The organism is Luteimonas yindakuii (genome assembly GCF_004803715.2).
GTDB lineage: Bacteria > Pseudomonadota > Gammaproteobacteria > Xanthomonadales > Xanthomonadaceae > Luteimonas > Luteimonas yindakuii.
Window position 1 is genome coordinate 2,299,341 of sequence record NZ_CP039383.2, and the last position, 24,038, is coordinate 2,323,378.

General features: G+C 69.5%; 19 protein-coding genes. 8 read left to right on the forward strand and 11 right to left on the reverse strand.

Going from position 1 to position 24,038, the window contains the following annotated elements; genetic code table 11:
• Positions 1 to 77 precede the first annotated feature (77 nt).
• Positions 78 to 806, forward strand: a complete 729-nt coding sequence (lpxH, locus tag E5843_RS10610) for a UDP-2,3-diacylglucosamine diphosphatase (protein WP_136412622.1) — start codon at positions 78 to 80, stop codon at positions 804 to 806.
• A 126-nt stretch (positions 807 to 932) separates the two neighbouring features.
• On the opposite strand, the gene E5843_RS10615 is transcribed toward lpxH, so the two are convergent.
• The 6 genes from E5843_RS10615 to E5843_RS10640 form a co-directional block, all read right to left on the reverse strand.
• The gene (locus E5843_RS10615) at positions 933 to 1,757 is read right to left on the reverse strand and encodes a ferritin-like domain-containing protein (protein WP_136412623.1); all 825 of its coding nucleotides are present in this window, start codon (positions 1,755 to 1,757) and stop codon (positions 933 to 935) included.
• Between the two features lie 2 nt (positions 1,758 to 1,759).
• Complete coding sequence (gene purF, locus E5843_RS10620; protein ID WP_134673929.1) at positions 1,760 to 3,232, reverse strand: amidophosphoribosyltransferase; 1,473 nt, start codon at positions 3,230 to 3,232, stop codon at positions 1,760 to 1,762.
• Between the two features lie 158 nt (positions 3,233 to 3,390).
• A complete protein-coding gene (locus E5843_RS10625; RefSeq protein WP_136412624.1) occupies positions 3,391 to 4,371 on the reverse strand; it encodes an SPOR domain-containing protein in 981 nt (326 codons plus the stop codon).
• A gap of 66 nt (positions 4,372 to 4,437) precedes the next feature.
• Entirely contained in the window at positions 4,438 to 5,706 is a 1,269-nt protein-coding gene (gene folC / locus E5843_RS10630) for a bifunctional tetrahydrofolate synthase/dihydrofolate synthase (RefSeq protein WP_136412625.1), read from the reverse strand.
• Positions 5,707 to 5,769: 63 nt separating this feature from the next.
• Entirely contained in the window at positions 5,770 to 6,417 is a 648-nt protein-coding gene (locus E5843_RS10635; protein ID WP_134673932.1) for a histidine phosphatase family protein, read from the reverse strand.
• A gap of 52 nt (positions 6,418 to 6,469) precedes the next feature.
• Entirely contained in the window at positions 6,470 to 8,548 is a 2,079-nt protein-coding gene (locus E5843_RS10640; protein WP_141066172.1) for a S46 family peptidase, read from the reverse strand.
• 249 nt (positions 8,549 to 8,797) lie between these two features.
• On the opposite strand from E5843_RS10640, the gene tdh reads away from it, so the two are divergent.
• Positions 8,798 to 9,820: an L-threonine 3-dehydrogenase gene (gene tdh, locus E5843_RS10645; RefSeq protein WP_134674694.1), complete on the forward strand. Its 1,023-nt coding sequence runs from the start codon at positions 8,798 to 8,800 to the stop codon at positions 9,818 to 9,820.
• 84 nt (positions 9,821 to 9,904) lie between these two features.
• A complete protein-coding gene (gene kbl / locus E5843_RS10650; protein ID WP_141065981.1) occupies positions 9,905 to 11,098 on the forward strand; it encodes a glycine C-acetyltransferase in 1,194 nt (397 codons plus the stop codon).
• A 65-nt stretch (positions 11,099 to 11,163) separates the two neighbouring features.
• Here kbl and E5843_RS10655 read toward each other — a convergent pair whose 3' ends face one another.
• Together E5843_RS10655 and E5843_RS10660 are read right to left on the reverse strand one after the other, a co-directional pair.
• The gene (locus tag E5843_RS10655; protein WP_134673934.1) at positions 11,164 to 11,667 is read right to left on the reverse strand and encodes a hypothetical protein; all 504 of its coding nucleotides are present in this window, start codon (positions 11,665 to 11,667) and stop codon (positions 11,164 to 11,166) included.
• A 217-nt stretch (positions 11,668 to 11,884) separates the two neighbouring features.
• Positions 11,885 to 13,039 carry an OmpA family protein gene (locus E5843_RS10660; protein ID WP_134673935.1) on the reverse strand — a complete coding sequence of 385 codons (1,155 nt, stop codon included), beginning with the start codon at positions 13,037 to 13,039 and terminating at the stop codon, positions 11,885 to 11,887.
• A 379-nt stretch (positions 13,040 to 13,418) separates the two neighbouring features.
• Here E5843_RS10660 and E5843_RS10665 point away from each other — a divergent pair, with 379 nt between their 5' ends.
• The 4 genes from E5843_RS10665 to E5843_RS10680 all read left to right on the forward strand — a co-directional run bounded on the left by E5843_RS10665 (position 13,419) and on the right by E5843_RS10680 (position 18,262).
• Positions 13,419 to 14,255, forward strand: coding sequence for a PhzF family phenazine biosynthesis protein (locus E5843_RS10665; RefSeq protein WP_136412626.1), 837 nt, complete (start codon positions 13,419 to 13,421; stop codon positions 14,253 to 14,255).
• 41 nt (positions 14,256 to 14,296) lie between these two features.
• A complete protein-coding gene (locus E5843_RS10670) occupies positions 14,297 to 15,313 on the forward strand; it encodes a zinc-binding alcohol dehydrogenase family protein (RefSeq protein WP_141065982.1) in 1,017 nt (338 codons plus the stop codon).
• Positions 15,314 to 15,380: 67 nt separating this feature from the next.
• On the forward strand, positions 15,381 to 17,426 hold the full coding sequence (locus E5843_RS10675) for an NADPH-dependent 2,4-dienoyl-CoA reductase (protein ID WP_141065983.1): 2,046 nt from the start codon (positions 15,381 to 15,383) through the stop codon (positions 17,424 to 17,426).
• 341 nt (positions 17,427 to 17,767) lie between these two features.
• Positions 17,768 to 18,262, forward strand: a complete 495-nt coding sequence (locus E5843_RS10680) for a cell wall hydrolase (RefSeq protein WP_136412627.1) — start codon at positions 17,768 to 17,770, stop codon at positions 18,260 to 18,262.
• Between the two features lie 96 nt (positions 18,263 to 18,358).
• On the opposite strand, the gene prpC is transcribed toward E5843_RS10680, so the two are convergent.
• The gene (gene prpC / locus E5843_RS10685; protein ID WP_136412628.1) at positions 18,359 to 19,513 is read right to left on the reverse strand and encodes a bifunctional 2-methylcitrate synthase/citrate synthase; all 1,155 of its coding nucleotides are present in this window, start codon (positions 19,511 to 19,513) and stop codon (positions 18,359 to 18,361) included.
• A gap of 113 nt (positions 19,514 to 19,626) precedes the next feature.
• Positions 19,627 to 20,529: a methylisocitrate lyase gene (gene prpB, locus E5843_RS10690; protein ID WP_136412629.1), complete on the reverse strand. Its 903-nt coding sequence runs from the start codon at positions 20,527 to 20,529 to the stop codon at positions 19,627 to 19,629.
• Positions 20,530 to 20,652: 123 nt separating this feature from the next.
• On the opposite strand from prpB, the gene E5843_RS10695 reads away from it, so the two are divergent.
• On the forward strand, positions 20,653 to 21,900 hold the full coding sequence (locus tag E5843_RS10695; protein WP_136412630.1) for a citrate synthase family protein: 1,248 nt from the start codon (positions 20,653 to 20,655) through the stop codon (positions 21,898 to 21,900).
• 82 nt (positions 21,901 to 21,982) lie between these two features.
• On the opposite strand, the gene prpE is transcribed toward E5843_RS10695, so the two are convergent.
• Positions 21,983 to 23,878 carry a propionate--CoA ligase gene (prpE, locus tag E5843_RS10700; protein ID WP_136412631.1) on the reverse strand — a complete coding sequence of 632 codons (1,896 nt, stop codon included), beginning with the start codon at positions 23,876 to 23,878 and terminating at the stop codon, positions 21,983 to 21,985.
• Between the last annotated feature and the right edge of the window lie 160 nt (positions 23,879 to 24,038).

The window sequence follows — 24,038 nt, forward strand, 5'->3', positions numbered from 1 at the left end:
GCGGGCGGGGCTCGGTCCGGATGCAACGTGCGCATGCCTGCAGGACTGGCGATTTACCGCCCCGGTATCATTCGCGCATGACCACCCTCTTCGTTTCCGACCTGCACCTCGACCCGGCGCGACCGGATATCACCCGCCTGTTCGCCGCGTTCCTCGACGACGAGGCGCGCGGTGCGGATGCGTTGTACATCCTCGGCGACCTGTTCGAATCCTGGGTCGGCGACGACGACCCGACGGAAGCCGGCGGCATCGTCGCCGACCGCCTGCAGGCGTTACCGGCCGCGGGGGTGCCGGTCTTCTTCATGCACGGCAACCGCGACTTCCTGCTGGGCAACGACTACGCCGGACGCGCCGGCATGCAGCTGCTGCCGGATCCTTCGGTGGTCGAGCTGTACGGACGCCGCGTGCTGCTCACCCATGGCGACCTGTTGTGCACCGACGACGTCGAGTACCAGGCGATCCGCGTGCAGACCCGCAACCCGGCCTGGCAGGCACAGATGCTTGCGCAGCCGCTCGCCGCACGGCTGGCGTTCGCCGCGCAGGCACGCGCCGCGAGCCAGGCGCGCCAGGGCGAGATGAAGTCCGCCGGCACGATGGAAACGATCACCGATGTCGCACCGGCCACGGTGGATGCGTTCTTCGCCGAACACGGTGTCGACACCATGATCCATGGCCACACCCATCGCCCGGCGATCCACGAGCTTGCCGGCGGCCGCCGCCGCATCGTGCTCGGCGACTGGTACGAACAGGGTTCGGTACTGCGCGCGGATCCGGACGGGCGCTTCGGGCTGTCGGCGCTGCGCTGACCAGCGGGTCCGTAGCCCGGATAGGCCGCCGCCGCATCCGGGGACTGCAGCGGCGCGGCGATGGCCGCCATTGCAATGACGCTCTCCCGTATGCGCTTCCCTTATCGGGGCGACAACCCGTCGGACCTATGCGCGCACCTGCGGATCCGACGCCGCCGCCTGCAACGCGGCAAGCTCGTCCGCGCTGAAACCCGCGGCCGCCCGTGCATCGACATTGAACGGACCGTGCAACACGGCGCGCGCGTATTCGGCCAGCAGTTCGCGAAAGCGCGGCTCCGGCGCAACGCCTGCACGCGTGCAATGCCAGCGGAACCAGTGGCTGCCGGCGGCGACATGCGAGACCTCTTCCTCGAGGATCACCTCGAGGATGTCGGCGGTCGCGTCGTCGCCCAGTGCGCGCAGCTTCACGATCATCCCGGGCGTCACGTCCAGCCCGCGGGCTTCCAGCACGCGCGGCACCAGCGCCATCCGCGCGAGCCCATCGTGCGCGGTCTTCTCGGCCATCTCCCACAGGCCGTTGTGCGCGTCGAAGTCGCCGTAATCGTGGCCGAGCGCCTGCAGGCGTCCGCGCAGCAGGGTGAAATGCCGCGCCTCGTCCTCGGCGATGCGCACCCAGTCGGCATGGAACTCCGGCGGCAGGCCACGGAAGCGGTAGGCCGCGTCCCACGCCAGGTCGATTGCGTTGAACTCGATATGCGCGATCGCGTGGATGAAGGCCGCGCGCCCGGCCGTGGTGCCCAGCCCGCGCCGCGGCAGGTCGCGTGGATGCACCAGCATCGGCCGTGGCGGCCGGCCCGGCATGCGGATCGGCTCCGGCGCCGGCGCGTCGGCCGGTAATGGCAATGTCCCGGCGGCGAACGCCCGCGCGTGCTCGAAGGTCAGCGCGAGCTTGTCGTCGATGGTCGTGGCGTCGAGACAGGCCCGCGCGGCCTCGAACAGCGTCGCGGCCATGCTCAGGTGCCGGCGCGGCGCTTGTTCTTGGCGTCGTCCGAGCGCAACTGCTGCAGGCGCTCGAAGTAGCCGGGTTCGATGCCGGTGACGTATTCGCCGCTGAAGCAGGAACTGTCGAATCGCTTGCCGGGGAACTTGTGCCCGGCCACCGCCGTTTCGAGGTCGGCGAGGTCCTGGTAGATCAGCCAGTCGCAGCCCAGCAGCTCCTGGATTTCCTGCTCGCTGCGGCCGTTGGCCACCAGTTCCTCCACCGACGGCATGTCGATGCCGTAGATGTTCGGATGCCGCACCGGCGGCGCCGCCGATGCGAGATAGACCTTGCGCGCACCGGCGTCGCGCGCCATCTGCACGATCTGCTTCGACGTGGTGCCACGCACGATCGAATCGTCGACCAGCAGCACCACGCGGTTGCGGAATTCCAGCGGGATCGGATTCAACTTGCGCTTGACCGACTTCGCGCGCTCGCCCTGCCCCGGCATGATGAAGGTGCGGCCGACATAGCGGTTCTTGATGAAGCCCTCGCGGTACTTCACCCCGAGCACGTGGGCGAGTTCCAGCGCGGAATCGCGTGAGGTGTCGGGGATCGGGATCACCACGTCGATGTCGTGGTCGGGGCGCTCGCGCAGGATCTTCTCGCCCAGGGTCACGCCCATGCGCATGCGCGCCTTGTGCACCGAGATGTTCTCGATCATCGAATCCGGGCGCGCGAAGTACACGTATTCGAAGATGCACGGCGCGCTGTCGCCGGGCTCGGCGCAGGCGCGGTGGTGCAGCTCGCCGTCGGCGGTGATCACCAGGCCTTCGCCCGGCGCGACATCGCGCAGGTGTTCGAAGCCGAGGATGTCGAGGGCGACCGATTCCGAGGCGACCGCGTACTCGACACCCGCCGCCGATTGGCGACGGCCCAGCACCAGCGGGCGGATGCCGTTGGGATCGCGGAACGCCACCAGGCCGAGGCCGAGCACCAGCGCCACCGCCGCGTAACCACCACGCGCGCGGCGGTGCAGGCCTTCCACCGCGGCCAGCGCGGCCTCCGGCGTCAGCGCGCGCTGGCGGTCGAGTTCGTGGGCGAAGACGTTGAGCAGCACCTCCGAGTCGGACTCGGTGTTGATGTTGCGGCGGTCGGTCTCGAACACCTCGCGGCGCAGCGCATCGGTGTTGATGAGGTTCCCGTTGTGCGCCAGGGCGATGCCGTAGGGCGAGTTGACGTAGAACGGCTGGGCCTCGTCGCTGCCCTCGCTGCCGGCGGTCGGGTAGCGGCAGTGGCCGATGCCGATGTTGCCGCCGAGCAGCTCCATTGCCGGCGCGTCGAACACCTCGCGCACCAGCCCGTTGCCCTTGTGCACGCGCAGCCGCGTGCCACTGGCGGTGGCGATGCCGGCCGCGTCCTGGCCGCGGTGCTGGAGGACGGTCAGGCCGTCGTAGAGGGCGGGCGCGACTTCCGAGGTCCCGACGATGCCGACGATGCCGCACATGGAGTTGTCACCTGTGTTGGAAGCGGAAACCCCTCCGCGCGCTCCGCGCGCATCCGGGCTGGATGGACCGTGTGGCACCGGTCCGGGGCGGGCCGCGCCGATGGCGTGGTCCCGTGCAGCACACCGTCCCCGGTGCCGGCGTCACGTGTCGCGTGGTGTCAGGGGTGCGGGCGCACGATGCCGTCGATGCCCGCGCGGCCCTGGATCTGGGTGCGCAGGCGGTCGGCTTCGGCACGGTCGATCACCGGCCCGGCCTTGACCCGGGTCAGCTGGCCACGATCGCTCTGCACGGTGTCGGTGAAGGCGCTGAAGCCCAGCCCGCGCAGGCGGTCGCGCATGGCATTGGCCTCGGCGGCATTGCGGAACGCGCCCAGCTGCACCACGAAGCCGGTGCCTGCCGCCGCGGCGGGCGCGGGCGTTGCGACGGGTGGCGCGGGCACGGGCTGCGCGGCCACGGCGGGTGGCGTGTCCTGGCGCGGTGCCGGCCGGTTGCGCGACGGCTGCGCCGCGGGCGCGGCAGGAGTCGCGGCCACGGCAGCACGCGGCGTACCGGCATCGGCATCGAGCGCGATCACCCGCGCATCGTTGGTGCCCACCTCGGCGGCGCCCACGCGGACGATTTCGGCCTCGGCGCGGGTCGCGTAGGGACCGATGCGCACCCGCCACACCGGCTTGCCGGCGGCGGCCGCTTCGCTGCTGGCGGCGGGAAACCCGGCCGCAACAAGACGGTTGACCACGGTATCGGCATTGACGCTGCTGCCGTAACTGCCGAAGTGCACGGCGTATGCACCGCCCGCGGCGGTGGCAGGCAACGCGGCGTCGGCGCGTGCAGGAGTCGGCGCGTCGCTGCGATCGACCGCGGCGGTGTCGACCGTGGGCAGTTCGCCATCGCCCGCTGCAGGCGTGGTCGGCTCGGCCACGGCCGCAGGCAGCACGGCGCTGTCATCGGCCGGCACAGGTGCCATCAACGGCAGGTCGCGGGTCACCACCGCGCCGGCGGGGGCGTCGGGCAGCTCAAGGGACAGCTCGGACCTGCCGCTTGCCGGGGCAGGTCCCTTCACCAGCATCGGCAGGAAGATCACTGCAAGCGCGACCAGCACCGCTGCGCCGATCAGGCGCTGCTTGACTCCGGAATCCATCGATATCTCGCGCAACGAGGGCGCGCGCATTATACGCGGGCGCCCGTGCGCCCTTCTGAGGCGCAGTTAACCTGCACCGAGCACGGCCAGCGCTTCCGCCGCGGTGTGGAAGGAGCCGAATACGACGATCCGGTCGCCGGGCGCAGCAGCGGCCAGCGCTGCGGCGAGCGCGTCGTCCACCGTGGCGGAGGGCGTGGCCTGCGCCGCAGCGGTGCCACGCAGGCGTTGCGCGAAGGCATCGACGGCAAGCGCACGACCACCGGCGCCGGCAAGACCGGCGATACGCCAGCCGTCGATGACATCGGCAAGCGCGGCCACCACGCCGGCAATGTCCTTGTCCGCCAGCGCGCCGTAGATCGCCAGCGTGCGCCCCTGCACCGGCTGGCCCGCCAGTTCCGCGGCCAGCGTACGCGCGGCCTGCGGGTTGTGCGCGACGTCGACCAGCACCTCGACACCCGACAGCGGTTCGAATCGCTGCAGACGGCCGTTGAGGCGCGCGGTGGCAACGCCTTCCCCGAATGCGGCTTCCGGCAGGTCCTCCGGCAGGGCGCGCAACGCGGCGATCGCCACCGCGGCGTTGCGCAGCTGGATCCCACCCGCCAGGCGCGGGCGTGGCAGGTCGAGGGCGAAGTTGAGTTCGCGCCAGCGCCAGTGCTCCGCGTCGACGGGATCGACGAAGAAGTCGCTGCCATGGACGATGGCCGGCGCACCGACGCGGTAGGCGTGGCCGATGACGCTCGACGGCGGCTGTGTCTCCCCCAGCACCAGCGGCTTCCACGGCCGCGCGATCCCGGCCTTTTCGGCGCCGATCGCCTCGCGGTCATCGCCCAGCCAGTCCTGGTGGTCGAGGTCGACGGTGGTGATCACGGCGACATCGGCGTCCACCAGGTTCACCGCATCCAGCCGCCCACCGAGTCCGACTTCAAGCACGGCGAGGTCAAGAGCCGCCGCGCCGAACAGCTGCAGTGCGGCGAGGGTGCCGAATTCGAAATACGTCAGCGCGACATCGCCGCGTGCGGCCTCGACCGCGGCGAAGGCTGCGACGAGGGCTTCGTCGGCGACCTCGACACCATCCACGCGCACGCGCTCGTTGTAGCGCAGCAGGTGCGGCGAGGTGTACACGCCCACGCGCCAGCCGGCGGCGCGCGCCATCGCCTCGATGAAGGCCACCGTCGAGCCCTTGCCGTTGGTGCCACCGACCGTGATCACCCGCCGTGCCGGCGCCGCCAGGCCCATGCGTGCAGCCACCGCGCGCACGCGCTCGAGGCCGAGTTCGATCGACCGCGGATGCTGGCGCTCGATGTAGTCGAGCCATTCGGGAAGGGTGTCGGGCATCGCGCAATTCTAGGCCGTGCGGCCGTCGATGCGTGGCGCGAGGCAGGCGCGGCGTCGCCGCCGCTACAGCGCCCGATGCACCGCTTCGCCGAACAGCGGCGTGTGGTGCGCGCAGTCATTGAGGCGCACCACGTCCAGGGTGTCCGGGGTGGCGCCCTCGAGCAGGTTCAGCGTGGTCGGGGCCTGGCGGAAGGTCCACAGCCGCGACAGCGGGATCCCGAGCACGCGGCACAGCAGCACGCGGTTGACCGCATCGTGGGCCACCACCAGCAGGGTGTCGTCGGCACCGAGCCCGTCCATTGCCCGAGCCAGCGCCGGCCACGCACGGTCGATCACATGCTGCAGCGACTCGCCTCCACCGGGCATCAAAACCGTGTCCGGCGCCTCGCGCCAGGCGCGCGACAGCTCCGGGTCGCGCTCGCGGATCTCGCCGGCCAACAGGCCTTCCCAGCTGCCGTGGCCGATCTCGCGCAGGCCGTCGTCGAGGGTGAGCATGCCGGCGCGCTCCGGCCCCAGCGCCAGTTCCGCCGTGCGTCGCGCCCGTTGCAGTGGCGACGCCACCGCGCGGTCGATGCGCACATCGGCAAGCCGGCGCCCGAGCGCCTGCGCCTGGCCGATCCCGACCGGCGACAGCGCGATGTCTTCCTGCCCCTGGTAGCGGCCTTCCGCGTTCCACGGCGTTTCGCCATGGCGGGCCAGCAGGATCCTCATGCGCGCGACGCCTTCAGGTGGTGGACGCCGCAGCGTAGCAAGCGCGCCAGGTTCACAGCCCCAGTTCCTCGAGCAGTGCCGGCGCCGGATACACCTCGCGCATGATCCAGCGCAGGTAGCGCTGGTCGAGCGAAATGGTGCGCGTCATCGCCGGGTCGAACACCCAGTTCGAGCTCACCGATTCCCAGTTCATGTCGAACAGCAGGCCGGTCAGGCGCCCCTGCGCATCGAGCACCGGCGAACCGGAGTTGCCGCCGGTGACGTCGAGATCGGAGAGGAAATTCACCGGCACCGTGCGCAGTCGGCGCTCGGCCAGCCCGGCATGACGACGCTCGGCGACCGCGTCGAGCAGCGCCTGCGGTGCATCGAACGGCTCCTGCCCGGTGGCCTTGGCCGGGATCTCGTCGATCGTGGTGAACGAGGCATGCTCGCGGCCGTCGAGCGCCTTGTAACCGGTGACATTGCCGAAAGTGATGCGCAGTGAGCCGTTGGCATCGGGATACACCGCCCCGCCCTGCGCGCGGCGCCAGTCGGCGACCGCGGCGAGATAGCGCGGGCGCGCCTGCAGCAGCTCACCGCCACGCGCCTTGCGTTCGATGTCCTGGCGCAGCATCGACGGGGTCACCGCGATGGCATAGCGGATCGCCGGATCCCGGCTGCGATCGAAAGCGTCGCGGTCGGCGGTCAGCCAGCGCATGCGCTCGTCGAGATCGCCCAGGCGGGTGCCGGCCAGCCGCTCGAGCGCGCGTTCGATCGCGGCGGCATCGTTGCCGCCCAGCCACTTGTCGATCGCGGCGTCGCGCTGATCGGCCGGCAGCTTGATGTACTCGCCCAGCCAGTAACGCTGCAGGATGCGGTCCATCTCCGGGTGGTAGCGACGCTCCATCTGCTGCAGCGAACCCTGGATGGTGGCCTGGTCGCGCTCCTGGTAACCCGGCTCGCGGTCGGCGTCGGGGTTGCTGCGTTCGATGGCATTGCGATACAGCGTCATCGCCACGCCCAGCGTGCCCAGCCGGTGCAGCTGGCCGGTGATCAGGTCGCGATCGCGGGTGGCGCTTGCCGCCTCGTTGACGCGTACCAGTTCCGCATGCGCATCCAGCGCCGCCCGCCCGGCCTCGCCCTGCTCGCGCAGCCATTCCAGCACTGCTTCCTCCTCGGTGAGCTTGCGCTGCGTGGCATCGATGCGGGCGAAGCCCTCCAGCTGGCCGTCGTAGTTCTTCGATGCGTTCTTCCAGCCGCCGACGGTGCTGGCGTAGCGCACCGCGATTTCCGGGTTGCGCGCACCCTCGGTCTCGACCAGCTCCAGCAGCCGCTTGTAGTGCGCCGACAGCGTCGGGTACATCCACTGCGCGGTCTGTTCGAACTCCGCGGCCAGCGCGTAGCGGTTGGTGCTGCCAGGGTAGCCCGCGGCCATCACGAAATCGCCGTCGCGCAGCGGGCGCTCGGCGAAGCGCAGCCAGCGCTTCGGCTGGTAGGGCACGTTGTCCGCGGCATGGTCCGCCGGCTGGCCATCCGGGCCGACATAGGCGCGGTAGAAGGCGAAGTCGCCCGTGTGGCGCGGCCAGGTCCAGTTGTCGACCTCGCCACCGAAGTTGCCGATGCCGCCCGGCGGCGCGTAGACCAGGCGCACGTCGCGGATCTCGAGGTTGCGGAACAGCCGCCAGGCGTTGCCGCCGTCGAAGGCGTACAGCCGGCAGCGGTAGCCCGGGCGGAACTCGCAGCTGGCGACGAGACGCTTCTCGATCGCTTCGAACGCACGCGTGCGGCCGATCGCATCCGGCGCGGCCGCCATGGCCTGCTGCACGTCGGCGGTGACGTCGCGGATCGAATCGAGCACGTAGATGCGCGCGTTCGGTCCCGCACTCAGCTCGCCTTCGCGCGCAGCGGCGTTGAAGCCGTCGCGCATCAGGTTGTTGTCGGGCGTCGAATTGAGCTGGATCGCGCCATAGGCACAGTGGTGGTTGGTCACCGCCAGCCCCTGCGGGGATACGAAGCCGGCGGTGCAACCGCCCAGCGAGACCACCGCGCCCATCGGGTCACCGGTGAGGTCGGCCAGCTGCGACGGCTGCAGGCGCAGGCCGGCACGCTTCAGGGCATTGCCGATCTCCGGCAGCTGCTGCGGAACCCACATGCCCTCGCCGGCGATGGCGGGCGCGGTGGCGGCGAGTGCGAGCAGCGCGGCGATCAGGCAACGGGTCATCAGGCAGGGCTCCGGTCATGCGGGGGGCCAAGTCTACCGGCCACGGCCGGGCACCATACCCCCGCGTCCGCGCTCACGCCGGCTGCCGTTGCCCGGCGGGACAGCCCCGGGACGTATAATTCCGCTTCTTTTCGCGACTCACGGACACCCCACATGCCCGACAGCAACCGGCCCACCACCATGCGCGCGCTGGTCAAGCGCGAAGCCAGCAAGGGCATCTGGATGGAAGAGGTGCCGGTGCCGGTGCCGGGTCCGAACGAGGTGCTGATCCGGGTCGAGAAGGCCGCGATCTGCGGCACCGACCTGCACATCTACCTGTGGGACGACTGGAGCCAGCGCACGATCACTCCGGGCCTGGTCATCGGCCACGAGTTCGTCGGCCGCATCGCCGAGCTCGGCCCCGGTGTCGAGGGCTACGTCATCGGCCAGCGCGTGTCGGCCGAGGGCCATATCGTCTGCGGCCATTGCCGCAACTGCCGCGCCGGCCGCCAGCACCTGTGCCCGAACACGAAGGGGATCGGCGTCAACCGCAATGGTGCCTTCGCCGACTACATCGTGATGCCGGCCACCAACCTGTGGCCGATCCCGGACCAGATCCCGTCGGAACTCGCCGCGTTCTTCGATCCCTACGGCAACGCCGCGCACTGCGCGCTGGAATTCGACGTGGTCGGCGAGGACGTGCTGATCACCGGCGCCGGCCCGATCGGCGTCATGGCCGCCGGCATCTGCAAGCACATCGGCGCGCGCAACGTGGTGGTCACCGACGTCAACGACTACCGCCTCAAGCTCGCCGCCGACATGGGCGCGACCCGGGTGGTCAACGTCGCCAACGCCTCGCTGCGCGACGTGATGGCCGACCTGCACCTGGAAGGCTTCGACGTCGGCCTGGAGATGAGCGGCAACCCGCGTGCCTTCAACGACATGCTCGACTGCATGTACCACGGCGGCAAGGTCGCCCTGCTCGGCATCCTGCCCAAGGGCGCCGGTGTCGACTGGGACCGCATCATCTTCAAGGGCCTCACGGTGCAGGGCATCTACGGCCGGAAGATGTACGAGACCTGGTACAAGATGACCCAGCTGGTGCTGTCCGGCTTCCCGCTGGGCAAGGTGCTGAGCCACCAGCTGCCTGCCAACGACTTCCAGAAGGGCTTCGACCTGATGGAGTCCGGCAAGTCCGGCAAGGTCGTGCTCGACTGGCATTGACCTCCGCGGCGCCGTTGCCTGCGCGACGGCGCGTGACCGGCATCAGGCGCGTCTGCGCCCCCACTTTTTGATGGAGACCCGCGCATGTCGCTGACCGAGCATTATTCCGCCACCCTCGAGGAGATCCGCGAGGCCGGGCTGTTCAAGGCCGAGCGCATCATCACCAGCCCGCAATCCGCCGAGATCACCCTGGCCGACGGCCGCTCGGTGCTGAACTTCTGCGCCAACAACTACCTGGGCTTGGCCGACCACCCCGATGTCATCGCCGCCGCCAAGGATGCGCTCGACAGCCACGGCTTCGGCATGGCCTCGGTGCGCTTCATCTGCGGCACCCAGGACCTGCACAAGCAGCTGGAGAAGACCATCGCGGACTTCTTCGGCACCGAGGACACCATCCTCTATGCCGCCTGCTTCGACGCCAACGGCGGTTTGTTCGAGCCGCTCCTGGGCGCCGAGGACGCGATCATTTCCGACGCGCTCAACCATGCTTCGATCATCGACGGCGTGCGCCTGTGCAAGGCGAAGCGCTACCGCTACGCCAACTGCGACATGGCGGACCTGGAAAAGCAGCTGCAGCAGGCCAGGGCCGACGGCGCGCGCACCATCATGATCACCACCGACGGCGTGTTCTCGATGGACGGCTTCGTCGCCCCGCTCGACGAGATCACCGCGCTGGCGTCGAAGTACGGCGCGCTGGTGCATATCGACGAATGCCACGCCACCGGCTTCCTCGGCGCCACCGGCCGCGGCTCCGCCGAGGTCAAGGGCGTGCTCGGGAAGATCGACATCTACACCGGCACCCTGGGCAAGGCCATGGGCGGCGCGCTCGGCGGCTTCACCACCGCCAGGCGCGAGGTGATCGAACTGCTGCGCCAGCGTTCGCGCCCGTACCTGTTCTCGAACTCGCTGCCGCCGCACGTGGTCGCCGCCGGCATCAAGGCGTTCGAGATGCTCGATGCTGCCGGCAGCCTGCGCGAGCAGTTGCGCACCAACACCGCCTACTTCCGCGAGCGGATGACCGCCGCCGGATTCGACCTCAAGCCCGGCGACCACCCGATCTGCCCGGTGATGCTCTACGAGGCGCCGCTGGCGCAGCGTTTCGCCGAGCGCCTGCTCGAGGAAGGCATCTACGCGATCGGTTTCTTCTTCCCGGTGGTGCCCGACGGCCAGGCGCGCATCCGCACGCAGATCTCGGCGGCGCACACCCGCGAGCATCTCGATCGCGCGATCGATGCGTTCACCCGCATCGGCCACGAGCTTGGGGTCATCGGCCGCTGAGCCACCCGCCCCCCTGCAACGCAGAAGGCCCGCTCGCGCGGGCCTTTTCGTTGAGCGGGCAGCGGTCAGTTGGTCGAGGTCGGCACCGGTGCGGGGCTCTCACCTTCGGCTGGCACCGGGTCGGCGGCCGGGACCGCAGCCGGCTGCACGCCACGCGCCACGCGCACGCCGCGGGCCTTCATCCACGCGTCGAACGCGTCGGCCGTCATCATCTTGCCCTCCTGCTGCATGTCGAAGCGCCAGGGGGTGTTGTCGAACTCGGTCTTGGGCTGGTAGACGGAAGGGTCGTTCGGGTCGACCGCCGTCGTCGAGGCGCTGAGGTTCGGGCAGCCTTCGAGCTGGATCCGCAGCAGGACCTGCTCCAACGACTGCGATGCATCGATGCCGGGGGCCAACACGCCGCCATGGGCGCCGGGGCGGTACGCAGGCGCCACCAGCTCCGGGGATACCGCGGTGAGGACCGTTGCCGGCAGCGGTGTCGCCGATGCCGGCAGGGAAATCGCGCAGTCCGACGCGAAGGACAGGACTGGGGCTGTCGCAAGCAGCAACGTGGCGATGGCCTTGTACATGGTGGATCCCCGACGAAAGTGCGGTGGAGTTTAATCAGCTTGAAGTAGGTGTCGCAAGTCTTTGTTCTGAAAAGACGTATTCAGCTGAGTGTGCCGGTGGGCGCGTCTCCAGCATCGCTGTATCGCCGCACCGCGCGCGGCCACTATGCTCCTTCCCACGCCGAAAAGCAGAAAGCCCGGCCAGGGCCGGGCTTTCTGGTTCAACTCGAGCGCGTCCTCAGTTCTGGACGTTCAGCTCGGTACGGCGGTTGCGCGCACGACCTTCCGGATTGTCCGAACCATCCGGGTTGGTGTTCGGCGCGATCGGGCGGCTCTCGCCGTAACCGGTCGGGCCCACCAGGCGGCTGGCAGCGATGCCGGCGCCGGTGATGTGGTCGTACACGGCGCGCGCGCGGCGCTCCGACAGGCTCTGGTTGTAGGCGTCGGTACCGACGGCGTCGGTGTGGCCGGCGACTTCAACACGGAGGTCCGGGTAACGGCGCAGGATTTCGATCGCCTCGTTGAGGATGGCGACGGCGTCCGGGCGCAGGGTGGAACGGTCGAAGTCAAAGTTCACGCCACGCAGGTCGATGGTGACCGGAACCGGGCAGCCATCCGGACCGACCGTGGTGCCTGCCGGGGTGTTCGGGCAGCGGTCGTCGCAGTCGTTGACGCCGTCACCGTCGGTGTCGCGGTCGGCGCAGTTGTCGACCGGAGCCGGCGGCGGAGCGACGATCGGAGCGACCGGCGGCGGGCCCAGCGGAATCACGACGCCGACCGAAGCCAGCAGGTCGGTGAAGTAGCTCTCCGACTGGTTGTGCGGGTAGCCCGCCCAGTCCTGCGAGCCGCTGGCGGCGTAGCTGCTGTCGTCGAAATCGCCACGCAGCGCGACTTCGGCACGGACCGCAACGCGGTTGGTGAAGGTGCCCTGCAGACCGAGGCCGACCTTGGCGGCAAAGTTGCCGTCTTCGCGCTCACCCGGCGAATCCGGGCTCGGGAAGTTGTCGAACTCTTCCTCGCTGCGCTGGTAGCCCACGCCGAACAGCGCGTAGGGGTTCCAGGTGCGGCCGTCCTGCAGCCAGTGGTAACGGAAGTCGAACGAGATGCCGTACTGGCTCCAGTTCAGATCCGGGTTCGAACCCTGGACCGAGCTGGCGCTGCGCAGGCCCGGGTTCTGGTAGTTGATCTCACCGTCGACCGACCAGTTCGGGCTGATGAACTTGCCCAGGCCGATGGTACCGAACGGGGCGTCGCTGGTGCGGCGGTCGTCGTCCTGGAAGTTGTAGCCGACGGAGCCAGTCAGATACCAGCGATCGTCGAACTCCTGCGCACTGGCAGAGTGCGCCAGGCCCAGGCCGCCGAGCAGCGCGGCACAGAGGAGTTTCTTATTCATTCGTTCAGCTCCTTGATCAAGGGGGAAAGCATTACGGCGTTTGTTGAGATTCCGTCGAGATCGCGTCAGGCAATCATCGCCGGCGTAGCCTAGAGTCAGGCCTGTGAAGACGCCGTTAACGCTAGCATAACAGTTGCCGAGTGCCAATCTGCGGCAACTCCGGACCCTCCCGCCACAGTCAGCGACGGAACACGGCAGACTTTTCACGCGCACGACGATGGAAGCGTGCAGGCAGTCGTGATGATGCGCGTTGTCGCGCGTTGCCATACGGGCGATTTGCCGTGACGGAACCTCGGCACGTGCGGTGCTCGACAAGTGCGCAGCACGGCAGACTGTCGACACCACTCCGTGTGCCGCAGCAGTCCCGAGGGAAACTCCGATGAGTGCAACGCTGCACCGCTATGTCGCCTTTGCCACGGATCCTGCAGGCGGCAATCCGGCGGGCGTGTGGTTCGGCGACACCTTGCCCACGGCAGCGACGATGCAACGCATCGCCAGCGAGGTCGGCTTCTCGGAGACCGTGTTCATCGCCGGCACCGGCCATGAGCGCATCGCGCGGTATTTCAGCCCCGAAGCGGAAGTTCCGTTCTGCGGCCACGCCACCATTGCCGCGGGCGCGGTGCTGGGCGAGACCTGCGGCGATGGCCGTTACCTGCTGGCGACGCCGGCGGGCGAGGTACCGGTCACGGTCGAAGTGCGCGATGGCGTGCGCATGGCCGCGCTGGTGTCCGTCACGCCCCGCCATGCAGCCGCTTCGGCGACACTCGTCGATGCCGCGCTCGCTGCGCTGGGATGGACGCACGCCGAACTCGACCCGGCCATCGCTCCCGCACGCGCCTATGCCGGCGCTTGGCATCTGGTGCTCGCGGTGCGCGAGGCGGCGCGGCTCGCATCGCTGGCATACGACTTCCAGCGACTGAAGGCACTCATGCTCGATGACGGCCTCACCACGCTGCAGCTGGTGTGGCGCGAGCGCGCGGACCTCTTCCATGCGCGCAACCCGTTCCCGGTTGGCGGCGTGGTGGAGGATCCGGCCACCGGCGCGGCCGCCGCGGCACTGGGCGGTTACCTGCGCGATGCCGGATTGATCGAGGCGCCGGTACGCATCCGTATCCGCCAGGGCGAGGCGATGGGTCGGCCGGGCCTTCTGGTCGTCGACATCCCGCACTCGGGCGGCATCATCGTGTCCGGCACCGCGGTGCCGTGGGCGCCGTGACCACGGCCGCCTGTCTTCCCACCCTTCGAGGAGTCGATGCCATGAAAGCCATCGTGACCACCGGGCCGCGTCCTGCCGACGATCCGCGCGCGCTCGAGGAGCGCGAGCTGCCGCTGCCCGCGCCGGGTCCGGGCGATCTGCGCGTGCGCGTCGAAGCGGTGTCGGTGAATCCGGTCGATACCAAGCTGCGGCGCGCCCCGCTGCCCGCCGGTGCCGACCATCGTGTGCTGGGCTATGACGCCGCCGGCGTCGTCGATGCGGTGGGCGGCGACGTGCGCGGCTTCGCTCCGGGCGACCGCGTCTACTACGCCGGCGACGTCACCCGCCCCGGCAGCAATGCCGAATACCAGCTGGTCGATGCGCGCATCGTCGCGCGCGCGCCCGCATCGATGGATGCGGCGCAGGCGGCCGCCCTGCCGCTGACTGCACTGACGGCGTGGGAGCTCATGTTCCAGCGCATGCCGTTCTCGATCGAGGGCGGCGGCACCGGCCGCACGTTGCTGGTGATCGGCGCCGCCGGCGGTGTCGGCTCGATGGCGATCCAGCTCGGCCGGCTCGCCGGATTCCGGGTCATCGCCACCGCGTCGCGGCCGGAGACCCAGGCCTGGTGCCACGAACTCGGCGCCCATCACGTGATCGATCATCGCCAGCCGCTGCAGTCCGGGCTGCAGGCGCTGGGCTTCGATGCGGTCGACGTCGCGCTCAACCTCGCCGATACCGATCGCTACTGGGACGCGCTGGGTGAGCTGCTCGCCCCCCAGGGACATGTGGGCCTGATCGTGGAACCCGCGGGACCGCTGCGCATCGGTGATCCCTACAAGGCGAAATGCATCGGCATCCATTGGGAATTCATGTTCGCGCGGTCGCGCTTCGGCACCCGCGATATCGCCGAACAGGGGCGCATCCTCGCGCGCGTTGCGGAACTGGTGGACGCAGGGCGCCTGCGCGGCACGCTGACGGAGACGCTGTCGCCGATCTCCGCGACCACCCTGTGCGAGGCGCATCAGCGGCTGGAGAGCGGGCGCAGCATCGGCAAGCTCGTCGTCGCCGGCTGGTAACCCGTCGCGTTGCGTCGCGGTGCGTGAACCGGCATCCTCGCCGATCCATACGCAAGCGTATCTCGCGATGCCCGCCCGCCAGGACGCCGCTGCCGCGGCACCGCACTACCCGCACCTGTTCGCTCCGCTCGACCTCGGCTTCACCACCCTGCGCAACCGGGTGCTGATGGGATCGATGCACACCGGGCTGGAGGATCGCGCACGCGATGCGCCGCGCCTTGCCGCGTATTTCGCCGAACGTGCCGCCGGCGGCGTCGGCCTGATCATCACCGGCGGCTACGCGCCGAACATCGAGGGCTGGCTGAAGCCGTTCGCCGGCAGCCTGGTCTGGCGCGGCCAGCTGCGCCGGCATCGCCTGGTCACCGATGCGGTGCATGCGGAGGACGCCAGGATCTGCCTGCAGCTGCTGCATGCCGGCCGCTACGCCTATCACCCGCTGCAGGTCGCGCCGTCGAAAGTGAAGGCGCCGATCAATCCGTTCACCCCACGCGCGCTGGGTGCCCGCGGCGTGGAGGGCACCATCCGCGCCTATGTGCGTGCCGCGCGGCTGGCGCGGGATGCCGGCTACGACGGCGTCGAGGTGATGGGCTCGGAAGGCTATCTGATCAACACCTTCGCCAGCGCGCGCACCAACCGCCGCGACGATGCCTGGGGTGGCGACCTGCGCCGGCGCCTGCGTCTGGCCACCGAGGTGGTGGCGCGGATCCGCGAAGCCTGCGGCCCGGACTTCATCCTGATCTACCGCTTGTCGATGCTCGAGCTGGTGCCGGATGGCTCGGCCTGGAACGAGATCGTCGAGCAGGCCCGTGCGATCGAGGCCGCCGGGGCGACCATCCTCAACACCGGCATCGGCTGGCACGAATCGCGGATTCCGACGATCGCCACTTCGGTGCCGCGCGCCGCGTTTGCAGGCGTCACCGCCAAGCTGCGTCCGCACGTGCAGCTGCCGCTGGTGGCAACCAACCGCATCAACACGCCGGACGTGGCCGAGGCCATCCTCGCCGCCGGTGGCGCCGACATGGTGTCGATGGCGCGGCCATTGCTGGCCGACCCGCAATGGGTGGACAAGGCCCGGAGCGGTCGCCCGCACGCGATCAATACCTGCATCGCCTGCAACCAGGCCTGCCTGGACCATGTGTTCGCCAATCGCACGGTGAGCTGTCTGGTGAACCCGCGTGCCTGCGCCGAAACGGAGCTCAACTGGGTGCCGACCACGACGGCGAAGCGCATCGCCGTGGTCGGCGCCGGACCCGCGGGCCTGGCCTGCGCCACGGTGGCGGCCGAGCGGGGTCATCACGTGACCCTGTTCGAGGCCGCGGACGCCATCGGCGGGCAGTTCAACCTCGCACGGCGCATTCCCGGCAAGGAGGAGTTCGACGAAACCGTGCGCTGGTTCGGGCATCGCATCGCGGAGACCGGTGTGGACCTGCGCCTGTCCACCGTCGCCGACCCCGGCACGCTCGACGGCTTCGACGAGGTGGTGCTGGCGACCGGGGTGCGGCCACGGGCAGTGGATTTCCCCGGCCACGACCACCCGAAGGTGGTCGGCTATGCCGACGTGATCCAGGGGCGGGTGGTGCCCGGGGCGCGGGTGGCGATCGTGGGCGCTGGTGGCATCGGCTTCGATGTGGCCGAGTTCCTCGCCCATGCCGGCGCGTCGGCCACCCTCGACCCGCAGCGCTGGATGCGCGAATGGGGCATCGATCCGACCTTCGAACGGCCCGGCGGGCTGCAACCGCCGCAGCCGCCAGCACCCGCCCGTGCGCTGTGGCTGCTGCAGCGCAGCCCCGGCAGGCCCGGTGCCCGCCTGGGAAAGACCACCGGCTGGATCCACCGTGCCGCGCTCAAGGCGTTGCAGGTGCGCATGCATGGCGGCGTCGAATACCTGCGTGTCGACGATGACGGCTTCCATGTCCGCATCGATGGCGTGGAGCAGCTGCTGCCGGTCGACCACGTGGTGGTCTGCGCGGGCCAGGAACCGCACCGCCCGCTGCAGAACACACTGGCCGGACGTACGGCCAGGGTGCATGTGATCGGGGGCGCGGACGTTGCCGCGGCGCTCGATGCAAAGCGGGCAATCGCACAGGGCACGCGGCTCGCGGCGACGCTGTGACCCGCATCCGCGCTGCCGCACAGGCATCACGCGCCTAGCTCGAAATACCTGAACAGGGCAACCCTAAAAGAAGTCGCCCATTCAGGAACGGTTGCGATTCGCGCTCTTACCGTGCGCCCACCTTCCGGAGCCATCCCGCCCCGGAACCGGCCCGGGTCGCGTTCGGCGACATCGGTGCCCGGGCAGAAGCGTGCCGCAGAGCCCGCTGCCCTTGTCGCGAATCCCTCGCGAGCGTCCCGGCTGATGCCGGACGTGCCTATCGCCATGCCGGAAACCGCTGCGACCGCCGTTCCCATCCGGGGATGACGCCGCCGGCCGGCGCAACGGAGCAAGGACCGGACATGCAACTGAGCTGGATTCTCTGGCTGGCCTCGATTCTTCCCCAGCCCGCCGCCGATTCGTTGTGCCTGAGCACGACCGTCTATCTGGAAGCCCGCAACCAGTCCGAGCGCGGCCAGAAGGCCGTGGCCGAGGTCGCCCTGCGGCGACAGGACAGCGGGCTGTGGGGCGAGTCGATGTGCGAGGTGGTCACCGCGCGCAAGCAGTTCGCCCCGACCATCGTGTCCCCGCGGACGCGGCTGAACAATGTCGAGGCCTGGTCGCAGGCGGTCACCATCGCCCTCGACGCGGAGCGCAACTGGTCGCTGCCGCCCGGCGAGCGCACCGAAATCGTGCCGGGTGCCAGCCATTTCATGGCGCATGCGATCGCCAGCCCGAGCTGGCGCAATGCCTACCAGGTGGCGCAGATCGGCGACCACACCTTCCTGCGCGTGCAACGGCTGACCCCGCGCCAGCGCGCGGGCGCCTCGGCCACCGCTGCCGCTGCGAAGGGCTGACGAGCCGCGTCCATCCGCGGCGCTCGGGTGTCCCGGTGAGTTAACGAAACAGGCCGCGCAATGCGCAGCCTGTCTGCGTTGATGTGTGTGCCCGGCTCAGCCGCGCCTGTCGAGCGGCACGAACTCGAGGTTCTCGGGGCCGGTGTAGTTCGCGCTCGGGCGGATGATCTTGCCGTCGATGCGCTGTTCGATCACGTGCGCGCTCCAGCCGCTGGTGCGGGCCATGACGAACAGCGGGGTGAACATCGCCGTCGGCACGCCCATCATGTGGTAGCTGACCGCGCTGAACCAGTCGAGGTTGGGGAACATCTTCTTGATGTCCCACATCACCGTCTCCAGGCGTTCGGCGATGTCGTACATCTTCATGCTGCCCTGCTCTTCCGACAGGTCCTTCGCCACCTTCTTGATGACGTCGTTGCGGGGGTCGCCGGTGGTGTAGACCGGATGGCCGAAGCCGATCACCACTTCCTTGCGCTCCACGCGCGCCTTGATGTCGGCTTCCGCCTCGTCGGGCGAGTCGTAGCGCTGCTGCACCTCGAACGCGACCTCGTTGGCGCCGCCGTGCTTGGGGCCGCGCAACGCGCCGATCGCACCGGCGATGCACGAATACATGTCGCTGCCGGTGCCGGCAATGACGCGCGCGGTGAACGTCGACGCGTTGAACTCGTGCTCGGCGTAGAGGATCAGCGAGGTGTGCATCGCGCGCACCCAGCTGGCCGGTGGCGGCTCGCCGTGCAACAGGTGCAGGAAGTGCCCGCCGATGGAGTCGTCGTCGGTCTCGACGTCGATGACCCGGCCATTGTGGCTCCAGTGGTACCAGTACAGCAGCATCGAACCCAGCGAGGCCATCAGCCTGTCGGCGATGTCGCGCGCTCCGGGGTGGTTGTGGTCGTCCTTCTCCGGCGTGACGCAGCCCAGCACCGACACGCCGGTGCGCATCACGTCCATCGGATGCGCCGAGGGCGGCAGTTCCTCCAGCGCGGCCTTGACCGCCGCCGGGATCCCGCGCAGCGACTTCAGCTTGGCCTTGTACGCGCGCAGCTCGGCGGCATTGGGCAGCTTGCCATGCACCAGCAGGTGGGCGATCTCCTCGAACTCGCTGGTGGTGGCGAAATCGAGGATGTCGTAGCCGCGGTAGTGCAGGTCGTTGCCGGTGCGGCCGACCGTGCACAGGGCGGTATTGCCGGCCGGTGTGCCGGACAGGGCCACGGACTTCTTCGGCTTGAAAGCCGGGGCAGGGGTCTCGCTCATGTCTGTTCTCCGTTCTAGAGCGTGTTGCCACGGATTCCCGCGGATCAACACGGATTAAAAGCTTCAGTCCGTTCTTGCCGATCCGCATCCATCAGCGGAATCCGCGGCGAGGATCATTTCTTCGACGCGAACTGCGCATCCAGCCGCTGCTCGAACGCGTGGTAGCCGATGCGATCGTAGAGTTCCTCGCGGGTCTGCATTGCATCCACAACCGACTGCTGGTGGCCGTCGCGGCGCACCGCGGTGTACACCGCTTCGGCGGCCTTGTTGGCGGCGCGGAACGCCGACAGCGGGAACAGCTGGATCGCCACGCCGGCGGCAGCCAGCTCGTCGCGGGTGAACAGCGGGGTCTTGCCGAACTCGGTGATGTTGGCCAGCACCGGTACCTTCACCGCGTCGACGAAGCGACGGTAGGTGTCGAGGTCGTACGCAGCCTCGGCGAAGATGCCGTCGGCGCCGGCCTCGACGCAGGCCAATGCGCGTTCGATCGCCGCATCCACGCCTTCCACCGCGATCGCATCGGTGCGCGCGATCAGGAAGAAGTCCGGATCGGTCTTCGCATCGGCGGCCGCCTTGACCCGGTCGGCCATCTCGCCCTGCGACACGATCTCCTTGCCGGGGCGATGGCCGCAGCGCTTGGCGCCGACCTGGTCCTCGATATGGCAGGCGGCGGCGCCCGCCTTGATCAGCGACTTCACCGTGCGTTCGATGTTGAACGCGCTGGCGCCGAAGCCGGTGTCGATATCGACCAGCAGCGGCAGCTCGCAGACATCGGTGATGCGGCGGGTGTCGATCAGCACGTCCTCGAGGGTGTTGATGCCGAGGTCGGGCAGGCCGAGCGAACCGGCGGCGACGCCGCCTCCGGACAGATAGATCGCGCGGAACCCGGCGCGCTGCGCCAGCAGGGCATGGTTGGCGTTGATCGCCCCGATTACCTGCAGCGGCGACTCGGCGGCAAGGGCGGCGCGGAACCGTGCACCCGGGGAAGCGGGGGCGCCGGCGGACGGATGGCTCATCGAAAACTCCAGTCGTGCCGGCGGTGCCGGCGGGAGTGGCGGGAGGCCCCGCCATGCACGCCACTCTTGCAGTTCCGGACCGGTTGATCAATCTTGATCAGGTTGATCAACCTGTCCAATGCCATGCCCACTGACGCCACTGACATACCGCCCGACCTGCTGACCGCGCGCGACGCCTGCGCGCTGCTCGGGATCAGCCAGGCCACGTTGTACGCCTATGTCAGCCGCGGGCTGCTGCGTTCGCGCCCCGGAGCCGACCATCGCAGCCGGGTCTACCTGCGGCAGGACGTCGAGCGCCTTGCCGGGCGCAAGCGCAGCGGTCGCGGTGCCGCGCAGGGTGCGGCGCAGAGCCTGGACCGCGGATTGCCGGTGCTGGAAACGCGGATCTCGCTGATCCGTGCCGACAGCCCCTACTACCGCGGGCATTCGGCAGTGGAAGCCGTGCGTGCGGGTGCGGCCCTCGAGGACATCGCGCGGCTGCTGTGGGACTGCGGTGCCGACGATCCGTTCGCGCGGCTGGCCACCGCGCCGTGGCCGGAGGATGCCGCGCAGCTCGCGCGCGCGACACAGCTGCCGCCGCTGGAACGCACGATGGCCGCGCTGCCCCTGCTCGCGCTCGATACCGTGGGCGCCTTCAGCGCCGCGCCGCGCGCGCGCCACGAGATCGCCGCCGGCCTGCTGCGCGATGTCTCCGCACTGCTGGTGGCCGCCGACCGGACCTCGGGCCCCGTGCACCAGCAACTCGCACAGGCCTGGCGACCCGGCGACGCCGCATTCGCGGAACTGGTGCGTGCCGCGCTGGTGCTGTGCGCCGACCACGAACTCAACGTGTCCGCGTTCGCCGCACGCGTGGTGGCGTCCACCGGCGCACACCTGCACGCCACTGCCTGTGCAGGACTGGCCGCGCTGTCCGGCCCGCGCCATGGCGGCGCGACCGCGCGTGCCTACGCTTTGATCGCCGAAGCCCGCGCCGCTGATCCGGTCGCGGTGATCGCCGGGCGCTGGCAGCGCGGCGACGACCTGCCCGGCTTCGGCCATGCGCTCTATCCGGAGGGCGATCCGCGCGCGGCCGAGCTGCTGCGGCTGCTGCGCGCGGGCGCCGCCGACACCACCGCGATGGGGGAACTCGACGCGATCATCGTCGCGGCCGAGGAGGTCAGCGGCGAGCGGCCGAACATCGACCTCCTGCTGGCGGCGATCTGCCATGTGCATGGGCTTCCGGCGACGCCGGCCCTGGTGCTGTTCGCCGCCGGGCGTGTCACCGGCTGGTTGGCACATGCGCTCGAACAGCAGGCCGACGGTCGCCTGATCCGCCCGCGCGCCCGCTATACCGGTGTCGAACCGGCGGTGGACGCCAGGGCCAACCCGTAGGCGCGGCCCATGGCCACGATCACGGCCGCGGCTGTTGCCCCGCTGACCTCCCACCGCACCACCTCGGGGCGATGCGCCGCTCCTACGCGGGATCGCTGCCGGCCAGCGCGCGCCGGACCTCGTCCAGCGCGCCCGGATCATCCAGCGTGGACAGGTCGCCCGGATCCTGGCCCTGCGCCAGCGCCTGCAGTGAGCGTCGCAGCAGCTTGCCCGAGCGCGTCTTCGGCAATGCATTGACGATGTAGACGCGTGACGGCCGCGCCACCGCGCCGAGCGATGCGTCCACTGCGCGCTGCATGTCGCGCGCGGCCTGGTCCCGCGCGCCGGCGTCCGCGGCCATGTCGCGCAGGGTGGCGAACACGATCGGCACCTGGCCCTTGAGTTCGTCGGCAACGCCGATCACCGCCGCCTCGGCCACCGCCGGGCACGACGACACCACTTCCTCGATCTCGCGCGTGCCCAGCCGGTGGCCCGCCACGTTGATGACGTCGTCGGTGCGCCCCAGGATGAAGGTGTAGCCGTCGTCGTCGCGGATCGCCCAGTCGAGCGAGCTGTAGAGCAGTTCGTTGAAATGGCTGAAGTAGCTGTCGATGAAGCGGCGGTCATCGCGCCAGATGGTGCTCATGCAGCCCGGCGGCAGCGGGGGCTCGATCACCAGCACGCCCTTCTGGTTGGGGCCGACGGTTTCGCCGGTGCCTTCGTCGATGACCTTCATCCGGTAGCCGAGGTTGGGAAACCCGGGCGAACCGAACCTGACCGGCCGCATGTCCAGGCCCGGCAATAGGGTGAGCGCCGGCCAGCCGGTTTCGGTCTGCCAGTAGTTGTCGATGACGGGCTTGCCGAGCGCCTCGCTGATCCACGTCGCCGTGGGCTCGTCCAGCGGTTCGCCGGCGAGGAACAGATAGGCGAGCTGCGACAGATTGTGGTCGCGGATGTGGCTGACGTCGTGCTTCTTCAGCACGCGGATCGCGGTCGGCGAGGAGAACAGCGTGCGCACGCCGTACTTCTCGCACAGCGACCACCAGATGCCCGGGTCGGGATTGACCGGAAGCCCCTCGTACAGCACCGAGGTGCAACCGCCGATCAGCGGTGCGTAGACGTTGTACGAATGCCCGACCGCCCAGCCGACATCGGAGGTGGAGAACATCACCTGGCCCGGTGCGCAGTCGAAGATCGTGCGCATCGATTGCGCCATCGCGACCGCGTAGCCGCCGACATCGCGCTGCACGCCCTTCGGCTTGCCGGTGGTGCCGGAGGTGTAGAGCAGGTAGCTGGGCTCGTTGGACTCGAGCCATTCGACCGGCACGTCGGCGTCGCCGACCTCCGCGCGCAGGGTCGCGTAGTCCACGTCTCGTCCATCGATGCGCGGCTGTGCGTCGTGCAGGCCACGCGAGACGATCAGCACGTTCGGCGGCGGCGATTTGGCGCGCGCGCAGGCCTCGTCGACCAGCGGCTTGTACGGGATCACCCGGCTGCCGCGACTGCCGGCATCCGCGGTGATCAGCAGTTGGGGTTCGGCATCGTCGATGCGCAGCGCAAGGTTGTGCGCGGCGAAACCACCGAAGACCACCGAATGCACGGCACCGATACGCGCGCAGGCGAGCATCGCGAATACGGCCTCGGCCATGTTCGGCATATAGATGACGACGCGGTCGCCACGCGCCACGTCAAGCCGCTGCAGCACGGCCGCGAACGCGTTCACTTCGCGATGCAGTTCGCGGTAGGTGATCTCGCGTGTGACGCCGGTTTCGGTGGACACCACCACCAGCGCAAGCTGGTCACCGCGTTCCTCGAGGTGGCGGTCGACGGCGTTGTAGCAGAGGTTGGTCCGGCCACCGACGAACCAGCGCCGGAATGGCGGGTTCGAGTAGTCGAGGATCTGCTGCGGCGGCACCTGCCAGTGGATGCGCTTCGCTTCCTCGGCCCAGAACGCTTCCGGCTCGTCAATGGAGCGGCGGTAGACCTCTTCGTAATCCATGGCGCGATCCGGCGGAGTTCGATTGCCGAGAATAGTCCGCCGCTACACGGTCCGTAGCTCGACCTTCGTCTTACTTCCCGGCATCCGAAGCTTGCGCGGGAGCCGGATGCGGATGACGTGTTCCAGCGCCCGTGAAGTGCGCTCCGTTGCGATGCGCGTT